Raw genomic sequence first — 10,544 nt, 5'->3', positions numbered from 1 at the left:
CGCCCCAGGAAGGATCGATCCCCCATGACCAAGTCGGCTCAACTCAGAACCCTGCTCAAGCCGCCGAAGATGGCGTGGAACCCCACCGACCGCAAGCTCCTGCGCGCCGCCGGCATCGAGGACCTGCGCAAACTCGCCCGCAAGCGCGTGCCGCGCATGGTCTTCGACTACACCGACGGCGCCGCGGACAGCGAACGCAGCCTCAGCCGGGCCCGGCAGACGTTCGCGGACATCGAGTTCCAGCCGTCCGTGCTGCGGGACGTGTCCGAGATCGACACCACCCGCACGGTGCTGGGCAAGGCGCAAGAGCTCCCGTTCTGCCTGGCCCCGGTGGGCTTCACCCGGGTCATGCACCCGGAGGGCGAGTCGGCGGTGGCGTCCGTGGCGGCGCAGTTCGGCATCCCCTACTCGGTGTCCACGCTGGCCACGACGTCGCTGGCGGACATCGCCGCCGCCGCCCCCGGTGGCAGGCACTGGTTCCAGCTGTACTTCGCCGAGGACCGGGCCATGGTCAAGGAACTGCTCGGCCTGGCGGAGGAAGCGGGCTTCGACACGATCCTGCTGACGCTGGACACCCCGATTTCCGTGCCCAGACGCCGGGACATCCGCAACGGCCTCACCATCCCGCCGTCGATGAGCATCGGCACGTTCGCCGAGGCTTGGCTGCACCCGGGCTGGTGGCTCAGCCAGATCCGCGGCGGCGCACCCTCCCCGAAGGTCCTCGCGGCGACCAGCAACGGCTCCGCGTCGGACCTGATCAAGAAGGTCTTCAACCCCAAGCTGTCCGTGGACGACCTGGAGTGGCTGCGCGGCGCGTGGTCGGGGAACCTGGTCGCGAAGGGCGTCCAGAGCGTCGCCGACGCCCGCCGCGTGGCCGACGCCGGCGTGGACGCGGTGTGGCTGTCCACCCACGGCGGCCGGAAACTCGACCGGGCCCCGGTGCCGGTCGAGCTCGTGCCCGACGTGGTGGACGCGGTCGGCGAGCGCATCGAGGTCCTGGTGGACACCGGCATCACGTCGGGCGCGGACATCGTGGCGGCTGTGGCGCTGGGTGCGACGGCGGCTTGTGTGGGGCGGTGCTATCAGTACGGGCTCATGGCGGGTGGCCGGCGCGGGGTGGTGAAGGCGATGGAGATCCTGACGCGCGAGATCGAGGTCACGATGAAGCTGTTGGGGGTCACGAGCGTCGACCAGTTGAACCGGTCGCACGTCAGGCTCCGGTGAGCTCCTGGGATTAAAAGCTAAAAGCGACGCTCGCCGCTGGGCAGGCCCCCGGGGGTGGGAAGGGCGTCGGTTTCGTTCCCCCGTCCGGCCTGCCGGAGGCAACCACACTTGGCCCGTTTGAGCAACCGGAAAAGCTGGTTGCACAAACGGGCCAAGCGCGGTTGGGCTGCGCCCAGGCCGGACGGGGGAACGAAACCGAGGCCCTTCCCGTGGGCTTGGCAGCACGGACTCGCGCCTTCGGCGCAAAGAACCGGCCCGTCAGTCCGAAGTGATCGGGCTGGCGGGCCGGTGGTGTGTGGGTCAGGTGGTGGGGGCGCTGCCCAGTACGTGGCCGCCCTCTGGGCGCAGCTCCCGGGACCGGCGGAAGTCGCGGTGGACGAAGATGCGTTGTAGCCAGCGGTCTCGGCCGTCGTAGCGGGGGGTGAACTCGGTTCGGCCGTGCAGGGCCAGGCGGTTGTCCACGAAGGCCAGGTCGCCGGGTTCCAGGATGAACGTGCGGCGGGACGAGCGGAGGGCGTCGCCCAGCACGGCCATCGCCTGCTCTGCTTCGGCGTCGAGGGGGAACGAGCTCTCGAAGTCGATGCGGATGTCCGGGTCGTCGAAGCTGCCGCCGAGGATGCCGTGTGGTTCCGGGGCGCTGCGCAGGTCGCCGAAGGACGCCGGTGGCTCGGTGATGAACCTCGGCTCGTGCAGCACCTTGCGCACGGACTCCGGCAGCACCGGCAGGGCGTTGCGGATGGACGCCACCTGTAGGCCGGCCACGTTGTCGTGGTCGTTGCGCAGGCAGTGCAGGCCCACGTAGTCCGGTCGGTACATGTGGAAGGCGTTCTCCACGTGCATGGACAGCATCACCGAACCGGCGTTGCCCTGGAAGGCCTCCATGCCGGGCACCGGCACGACGTCCTGCACGAGTGCGCCGCTCTTCTCCTCGCGGAACGCGATCAGCTCGCCCAGTTGGAGACCGACGAGCACCTGCGCGGCGGCGGGAACGGTCGACTCCCGTTGCACTGAGCCGGCCACGGTCGGGGTGTCGGGCAGGTCGTCCACCGGCAGGTTGCGGACGAGCAGGACGCCGTCGAGGCCCGCGTCCCAGGTGAAGCGGCGCAGCATCTGCCGCAGGCGCGCCGGCAGGTTGCTGGACAGCTCGCGCGCGGTGGCCAGCCACGTCGTCGAGTCCAGCCGGCGGGGCGGTCGGCCCGCGAGGTAGCGGGCGATGGTGTCTACCTCGATGTTCTCCTCACGGGTCAGGGTGATCACGCGGTCGGTGCTGTGCGTGGGCTGGACGTCGATGGTCACGCCGAGCCTCCTCTGCTTCAAAGAACCCACTGGCTGGCGGATCGGTCAGTCGTCTTCGTCGTCGAAGAACGCGGAGTCGAGGTGCTCCGCGAGCTGCCTCGGCGTCGGGTTGGCGAACAGGTCGGCGAGCTGGGCGGGCAGGCTCAGTTCCTTCTTGACCTTCTGCACCAGTTGCGCGCCGAGGAGTGAGTGGCCGCCGCTCGCGAAGAAGTTCGAGTCGGCGTGCAGGCCGGGACGGTCGAGCAGCTCGGTCCAGATCGCGACCAGCGCGGTGGTCGTCTCGTCGGCCGGCTCGGCGTTCGCCGCGACCGCGGAGGACTCCGCTAGGTCGCGCAGGGCCGTCCTGTCCAGCGTGGACGCCGCAGTGCGCGGGAGCTTTGTCATGGTCACGATCTCGGGCACGAACGGCAGTGTGGTTTTGGCGTGTTCGCGCAGCTGGTCGGTCGCGTCCGTCTCGGTGAACACGAACACCGTGCCGCCTGCCTCGGCGGCGGCCACCGGGGCGATGGCGGACAGCGCCCGCTCGATGTCGGTGAGGTGGATCCGCTGTCCGGCCACGGTGACGTGGTCGTCGAGCCTGCCGATGACGTCGATCCCGGTCGCCCGCCGGACCGCGAGGTCCCCGGTGCGGTGGAACCGGCCGTGCACGGGGTGTTCGCCGAACCGCTCGGCGGTCAGGTCCGGACGGTTGTGGTAGCGGGTGGGCAGGGCAGGTCCGGTGGCGCACAGTTCGCCGCGCACGCCGAGGCCCAGCTCGTGCGCGGTGCCCGGTTCGGCGATGAACCCGGTCGGCGCGGGCGCGGTGTGCTCGGTGTCGGCGACCACGACCCGGCCGCCGGTGGTGAGCGCGCCCAGCACGTCGAGCAGCGAGGCGGTGGTGGCGGCGCTGTTCTGCCACAACGCCTTGTCCTGCCCGGCACTTGTGACCGCGCTTGCCAGGGCTTGGTGTGTGAACTCGACCGCGATCGGCTCGCCGGTCAGCGCGTACTCGAGGTGGGCCGGCGCGTCCAGGTCGGGTGTGGGGGCCTCGGTTCGGGTGCCGCCGCCAACGGTCGGGACCCGCACCGCACCCGGCACGGTCACCCCTTCGGCGGCCAGCACGAGCCCGGCACCGGAGTCGGCGAGCCGTGCCGCGAGGTCGGGGATCGGCTGCGTCGGGTCCAGCAGCACCAGCCGCGCACCCGCCAGCCACACCCCCAGCCACGCCGCCGCCAGGTCCGCGCCCCGCGGAGCCAACACGGCCACGGTGTCGGTGTGCACCAGGTCCCGGGTGTCCAGCGCGGCGGACCACAGTTCGCCGTAGGTCACCGAGTCCGGCCCGTCCTCGACGGCGACCAGGTCGGGCTGCGCGGCCACCGTCGCGTGGACGGCGTCCAGCACGTGTTCGACGGGCTTGGAGGCGGGAGGCAGCACGTGTTCCGAAGGGGCGAGCCGTGAGAGCTCCACGACCGGGCGCTCGACCGCGCCGCCCAGTTCGACCAGCAGGGCGTCGTACCGCTCCAGCAGCCGCACGACGTCCGCTTCCTCGAAGGCGTCCACGCAGAACGCGGCCCGAATGGTGGTCTCCGCCGGACCCGGCATGATGAAGAACTCCAGGTCGAACCGGCTGAACCCGTTCTCCGCCAGCACGTGCCGCACGGGCATCCCGGTGAGGGTGGGCGCGGACTCGACCGTGCCCGGCACGTAGTTGAACAGGTGCCGGAAGAACGAGCTGCGCCACGACGACGGCGTGTCCCCGAGCACGGCGGGGGAGACGTGCTCCAGCGGCACGTCCGCGTGGCTGATGGCCTCCAGGAACGTCGACCGGGTCTTCTTCACCACGGCCCGGAAGTCGGCCTCGAGCTGCACCCGCAGCGGCAGCAGGTTGGCGTGGTAGCCGATGGCGTTCATGCTCTGCTGGTCGCGCACGTTCACGGGCGTCCCGATGACCACGTCCGACCCGGCGCCGTGTTGGGTCAACAGCACGTAGTACGCGGCCAGCAGCACCACGGCCTCTGACGCCCGCAGCTCCTTCTGGAACCGCCGCACGACCTCCCGCGCCTCAGCGGAGAGCTTGTGGTGGACCGTCGATGCTCGCAGCGACGACTGGGCACCGGGCGGCTTGGCGCACCACAGCCCCGACTCACTGGCCCTCAGCCCGTCCAGGTTCTTCTGCCAGTAGGCGATGCTGCGCTCGTCGGGGGTGCGCTCGGTGGGCGGGGAGACGACTTCTGTGGCCGGTGTGTGTCCGGCCGCCACCTCCTCGTAAGCGGTCAGCAGCTCGCGCAGCAGGATCGTGGTGGACATGGCGTCGAACACCAAGTGGTGCACGACGACGCAGCACACGTCGGTGTCGCCACTTCGCACCCCGGCCCGTACCAACGGGCTCCCGTCCAGGGCGAACGGTGCCGCGATGAACGCGGTCAGATCGGCGTCAAGCCCGGCGTCCGTCACGGCGATGTCCAGCAGCGGAACGTCGACCGAGGCCAGGACTTCCTTGTCCAGAGCCACGTCGTCCGCGCGGAACACGGTCCGCAGCACGTCGTGCCGAGCGAGGACCGCGTCCAGAGCGCGTCCGAGGACCGCGCGGTCGAAGCGTCCGTCGACCTCGAACGCGACGGTGACGTTGTTGACCCCTGTGCCCGGCACGAGCCGTTCCAGGAGCCACATGGCCGTTTCTTTCCGGCTGACCGTCATTCGTCCCCCTCGGCACAGATCTCGGCGAGCCGCGCCACGGTCCGGTTCTCCAGCACGTCCCGCAGCGACAGCGCCAGCCCGAGCTTGCGGGCCTCGTTGACCAGTTGCGCGGCGCCGACGCTGGTGCCGCCGCGCACGAAGAAGTCGTCGTCCACGCCCACCGCGGACACCCCGGAGAACCGCGCGAACAGCTCGCACAGCAGGGCTTCCAGCTCGTTCACGGGCGCACGTCCCGACATGGCACCGGACGGCACCGGCAGCGCGGCCGTGTCCAGCTTGCCGTTCACGGTCAGCGGCAGCTCCGCCAGCGCCACGACGGCGCTGGGCACCATATAGTCGGGCAGGCTCTCGGCGATGTCCTTGCGCACTTGTTGGACATCGACGTCACTCGGCACGACGTACGCGACGAGCTGCTTGACGTCCGGCGTGTCCTCGCGGACCACGGCCGCCGCGTGCCGCACCTCGGGCACCCGCAGCAGCGCCGCCTCGACCTCGCCCAGCTCGATCCGGTAGCCGCGGATCTTGGTCTGGCTGTCCACCCGGCCGCAGAACTCGTACTCGCCGTCGGCGGTCGGCCGCACCCGGTCGCCGGACCGGTACAAGCGGGACCCGGGCGGCCCGAACGGGTTGGCCACGAACCGGCTCGCGGTCAGCGCGGGCCGGTTGAGGTAGCCGCGGGCGAGCTGGGTGCCGGAGATGTAGAGCTCCCCGATTTCGCCTGTCGGGACTGGTTGCAGGTCGTCGTCCAGGACGTGGAAGCCCACGCCGGGCATGGGTTGCCCGATGGGCAGCGGGCCCGGCGGCACGATGTCGTCCGGCTCGATGACGACCGTGCTGCACCCGACCGTCGTCTCGGTCGGGCCGTACTCGTTGACCACACGGGCACCGGGGTGCCTGCGCCGCCACGCGTCGACGGTCTCGCCGAGCAGCAGTTCGCCGCCGGCCATGAGCTCACCGGTCGGCGAGGCTTCGGCGGGCAGGGCGGTGAGCAGGGGGATGTGGGAGGGGGTGACCTTGACGAACCCAGGCCGCTCCAGGCCCAGAGGTCCGGCGGCGGGCGTGCCCATCTCCTCCAACGCGCCGACGTGCACGCAACCGCCGGTGGCCAGCGGCGCGTACAGGGCGGTGACGGTGAGGTCGAACGCGAACGACGAGTGCAGCACCGCCCGGCCGCGCACGCCCGGGTAGGAGCGCACGACGTGGTCGAGGTAGGTGTTCAGCTGTCGGTGTTCGATCACCACGCCCTTGGGCTTGCCCGTCGAACCGGACGTGTAGATGACGTAGGCGGGGTTCTCCGGCTTGATGTCCATCGAGAACGGCTCGTCCGAAGTCTCGCCCACCAGCACCTCAGTGGCGTCCGAGGGCGGAATGGCGTGCCGGTCCTCGGCAGTGGTGAGCAGCAGCAACGGCTTCGCGTCGCCCAGCATGTGCTCCAGGCGCTGCGCCGGGTAGTCCAGGTCCAGCGGCAGGTAGGCGGCACCGGTCTTGAGCACCGCGAGTGCGGCGGTCACCACGTCGGCCGACCGGATGCCGATGGCCACCAGCCGTTCCGGCCCGGCCCCGAGCGCGGCCAGGCGGCGGGCGAGCCCGGTGGACCGGGCGTCCAGCTCCGCGTAGGTCAGGGTGTGCTCGCCCCACGCCACGGCGACCGCGTCGGGGGTGCGGCGGACCTGGGCGGCGAACAGGTCGGGGAACACCGCTACCCCGCCATCCGCAGCGCGCCGGTCATCAGCTCGGACACGGCGGCGGCCACGTCGGGGTGGCGCAGCATCTGGTCGTGGTCGACGTCCAGGCTGATCTCCCGGGCGAACACCGTGCCGCGCCGCGTCGAGTGCGCCGACGTGATGGCGGTGGCGTCGGCCCACAGCGGCACCGGGTCCAGCTCGGTGGCGGCCCGCAGGTAGCCGACGAAGGACGCGAAGCTGCCGCCCAGCTCGCCGCGGATGTCCTCGTCCAGGCCCAGGCGCTGCCCGGCCACGTCGATGGCGTCGCGGAAGATCCCGGCCAGCGCGGGACCGATCAGCGACAGGTCCTCGAACCCGTACCGCTGCTGGACGTCCTGCCCGTCGGCGTGGAACTTCGTGATCTCGTCGGGGGACAGGATCGTCTTCAGCGCGTCGGCGGCGGCGTGGAAGTCCCGGTACAGGCCGACGATGTTGGGCAGCTCGGGGTCCAGGAGGACCAGGTTCGGCGCGACCTCCTGGTGCTCGGCGAGCCGCGCGGCCAGCGGTGCGGCGAACACCGCGCCGGCGCAGTAGCCGATGACGGTGTCCACGGTCCGCTCGCGCTTGCGCACGCCCTTGACCCAGCGCTCGACGTAGTCGCCGCCGGACATGGTGTCCTCGGCGCCCGACGCCGGTGCGACCGTCTCCCAGATCTCGCCGGGCGCGGTCAACAAGGGCACCAGGTCGCGGAAGCACGCCTGGGTGCGGCCGGTGCTGGTGAAGTCGACGGTCAGCGTGAGCCCACCCTGCCCGCCCTTGCGCAGTATCTGCCAGGAGTTCTTCTTCACGAGGGATTCCCTTGGGGTAGCAACGGACAACGTCAGACGCGGGCGCTGTCCCGCACGTACCGCAGGACGACCGCGCCGCCCAGCACCACGGTCCAGCCGGCCAGCACGACCGCCGCCACGGGGCCGTTCGCGGCCTCGCCGACCGCCGCGTGACCGATCTCGGCGAGCCAGCGGCTGGGCAGGACCGTGGACACCGCCTGCATCCACCCGGGGAACGCCACCGACGGGAACAGCGCCCCGCCGAGGATGCCCAGCAGCATGTGCGACATGGAGGTGAGCAGCTGTACGCTCTCCGCGGTCGCGATCTGCCCGATGAACACGCCCAGCAGCGCGAACGGCAGCGTGCCCGCCCAGATCCCCAGCACCAGGTACAGCCAGCCGCCCACCGGCAGCCGCACGCCCTCCACCAGCGCGCCGACCACCGCCACGGCGGCGATCGCGGGCAGCGCCACCACCATTGCGGCGGACAGCTTGGCGACCAGGTAGGACGGCGCGGACAGCGGCGTGATGCGCAACTGTCGTTGCCAGCCCGTGGACCGCTCGATCGCCACTCGCGTGCCCACGTTGAGGGCCACGAAGAACGCGCCGAACGCGGCCAGGTTGCCCATCAGGTGCTCGCGGAAGTCCACCCCGCCCCGGCCTTCGAACAGGCCGCTGAACAGGTTGGCCTGGATCAGGTACATCAGGGTGGGGAACAGGAACGCCATGATCCAGAACTTGCGCGCCCGCACCACCCGGCGCACCTCGAACAGCAGGAAACCGGAGTTCATCAGGCAGCCTCGTCTTCGGTCGCGGTGAGGGCCAGGAACGCCTGCTCCAGGCCGATGGAGCCGATCTCCACGTCCCGCGCCTGCGGGTACCGGGCGAACAGCTCGCGCGCGGCGGCGTCGGAGTCGGCGCACACGAGCTCGACCCGCTTGCCGCGCGCCTCGGCGGCCAGCACGCCCGGCAGCAGCCGCAGCTGGTCCGGGGTCACGCCGGGGACCTCGGCGGACAGCGTCCGGCCCGCCACGACCGAACGGATCTCGGCGACCGTGCCGTCCGCGACGACCTTGCCGCCGCGCACCAGGACCACCCGGTCGGCGAACTCCTCGGCCTCCTCCAGGTAGTGGGAGGCGAACACGACCGTGCGGCCGGTGGCGGTGAACTCGTGGATGGACGTCCAGAACACCGTGCGGGACTCGACGTCCATCGCCACGGTGGGCTCGTCCAGGATCAGCAGGCGGGGGTCGGACACCAGCGTCATCGCCAGCCGCAGCCGCTGCCGCTGACCACCGGACAGCGGGCCGCGCCGGTCGGCCAGGTCGGTCAACCCGGTGCGCGCCAGCACCTCGTCGACCGGCACGGCGTCCCGGTACAGGCCGGCGGCCAGGGTGAGCAGCTCGCGGATCGACACGTCGTCCAGCAGCGCGCCGTCCTGGAGCATCGCGCCGACGACACCGCGGGTCACGGCCTCGCGCGGGGTGTGCCCGAACACGCGGACCTCGCCCGCGTCCGGGGTGGCCAGGCCCAGGACCAGGTCCACCAGCGTGGACTTGCCCGCGCCGTTGGGGCCCAGCAGCGCGACGACCTCGCCGGGCGCGATCTCCAGGTCCAGCCCGTTGACCGCGCGCACGTCGCCGTAGCGCTTGTGCAGGCCCGAAACGCTGATCGCCGGCACCGGCGGAGCCACCACGGCGAGCGTCGGAGTGGTCGCGGTGAGCCCGTTTCGTTGGTCCATGTGGATTTCCCCATTTGGGTCGGCGCGGGTATGCGCTTATTGTTAGCAGCACCTCCCCGGGCGTCGGCCGGAAATAGTGGGCGGCGGGCGCGGATGTGGGGGAGGGGTGCCTTCCTTGTGGGGTGCCAGGGGTGCGGGTAGGGGTGCCCCTCCGGGCTGTGCCGGGGCCATGATCAGGCCTGTTGTGGCGGTTGGGTGCGCGTTCGCCGCGCCCGCTCGGGGAGGGGTGCTTCGTGGCACGCATGAAGGGGAACGGTCACTGTCACTCGTTCAACGGTGACGGTCGAATGGACGTCATGGCCCGTGACGACGTCACGGGGGAATTGTTCGTCTTTCCCCACGGCGGTGCTTTTCGGGGCACCGAGACGTTCGGCGAGCCCGTGCTCATCGGCACCGGTTTCGACCCGCGGCGCGACCACTACCTGGTGCGCACCATCGACATCAACGGCAACGGCTTCGCCGACGTCCTCGGCCTGAGCATGCGCCCGATGAACGAGCACCACGGGATCTTCCTGTACCCGAACACGGGCGGGCTGCGCGGCACGGACACGCTCGCCGGCCCCATCCGCATCTCCGGCGCCCGCGACGACAAGAAGTGGGAGACGCTGGGCATCTACGACGTCGACCTCGACGGCTGCGACGACATGTTCGGCCGCGAGCAGGACGCCGGCCACGTGGACGCGTTCTTCAACCGCCGCGAGGTCAAGGAGAACGAGACCTACGACAAGGCCGCGCACCGGCTGGTCACCGTGGACGTGGACGACTTCCCGTTCGCCATGGCCGACATCACCGGCACCGGGCGCCCGAACCTGCTGGTGCGCCGGAAGAACGGCGACCTGGACGTGTACGAGTTCGCGTTCGACGAGTCCGGCGACGGGCCGTGGTGGCGCGGCGAGGGCCGGTGGTTCACGCTCGGCCACGGCTGGCAGGAGTACGAGATCATCACCGTGACCGACCTGGACCTCAACGGCCGTCCCGACCTGATGGGCCTGCGCGGCGACGGGACCCTGGTCGCCCACCTGAACAACGGCTGGGACCCGTCCGCTCCCCGCGACACCTTCGGCGCTCCCGAGGTCGTCGCGACCGGGTGGCAGAAGTTCTCGGTGGTGAGCTGAC

General features: G+C 71.1%; 8 protein-coding genes. 2 read left to right on the top strand and 6 right to left on the bottom strand.

Translation table 11 applies throughout. The annotated features are described in order from the left end of the window. The first annotated feature begins 24 nt into the window (after positions 1 to 24). Entirely contained in the window at positions 25 to 1,224 is a 1,200-nt protein-coding gene (locus tag DFJ66_RS16900) for an alpha-hydroxy acid oxidase (protein WP_121222364.1), read from the top strand. 300 nt (positions 1,225 to 1,524) lie between these two features. Here the strand turns inward: DFJ66_RS16900 and DFJ66_RS16895 are convergent, their stop codons facing one another. The 6 genes from DFJ66_RS16895 to DFJ66_RS16875 are packed head-to-tail and all read right to left on the bottom strand — an operon-like array spanning position 1,525 to position 9,428. After that, a complete protein-coding gene (locus DFJ66_RS16895) occupies positions 1,525 to 2,520 on the bottom strand; it encodes a TauD/TfdA family dioxygenase (RefSeq protein ID WP_246029789.1) in 996 nt (331 codons plus the stop codon). A 45-nt stretch (positions 2,521 to 2,565) separates the two neighbouring features. Further along, positions 2,566 to 5,169 (bottom strand): condensation domain-containing protein, encoded by a 2,604-nt coding sequence (locus DFJ66_RS16890; protein ID WP_170199464.1) that lies wholly within the window; start codon positions 5,167 to 5,169, stop codon positions 2,566 to 2,568. A 23-nt stretch (positions 5,170 to 5,192) separates the two neighbouring features. Then, positions 5,193 to 6,893: a non-ribosomal peptide synthetase gene (locus DFJ66_RS16885; protein WP_170199462.1), complete on the bottom strand. Its 1,701-nt coding sequence runs from the start codon at positions 6,891 to 6,893 to the stop codon at positions 5,193 to 5,195. Positions 6,894 to 6,895: 2 nt separating this feature from the next. Further along, entirely contained in the window at positions 6,896 to 7,708 is an 813-nt protein-coding gene (locus DFJ66_RS42790) for a hypothetical protein (RefSeq protein WP_170199460.1), read from the bottom strand. Positions 7,709 to 7,740: 32 nt separating this feature from the next. Then, positions 7,741 to 8,478 (bottom strand): ABC transporter permease, encoded by a 738-nt coding sequence (locus tag DFJ66_RS16880; RefSeq protein WP_121222361.1) that lies wholly within the window; start codon positions 8,476 to 8,478, stop codon positions 7,741 to 7,743. Beyond that, positions 8,478 to 9,428, bottom strand: coding sequence for an ABC transporter ATP-binding protein (locus tag DFJ66_RS16875; RefSeq protein WP_121222360.1), 951 nt, complete (start codon positions 9,426 to 9,428; stop codon positions 8,478 to 8,480). The genes DFJ66_RS16880 and DFJ66_RS16875 overlap by 1 nt, the downstream gene beginning before the upstream one ends. A 242-nt stretch (positions 9,429 to 9,670) precedes the next feature. Between DFJ66_RS16875 and DFJ66_RS16870 the strand changes: the two genes are divergently transcribed. Next, positions 9,671 to 10,543 carry an FG-GAP repeat domain-containing protein gene (locus DFJ66_RS16870; RefSeq protein WP_342776959.1) on the top strand — a complete coding sequence of 291 codons (873 nt, stop codon included), beginning with the start codon at positions 9,671 to 9,673 and terminating at the stop codon, positions 10,541 to 10,543. Position 10,544 lies beyond the last annotated feature (1 nt).

Origin of the sequence: Saccharothrix variisporea (genome assembly GCF_003634995.1) — a bacterium.
Taxonomy (GTDB): domain Bacteria; phylum Actinomycetota; class Actinomycetes; order Mycobacteriales; family Pseudonocardiaceae; genus Actinosynnema; species Actinosynnema variisporeum.
The sequence above is the reverse complement of the archived record's forward strand: the minus strand, read 5'-3'. Positions and strand labels throughout refer to the sequence as shown.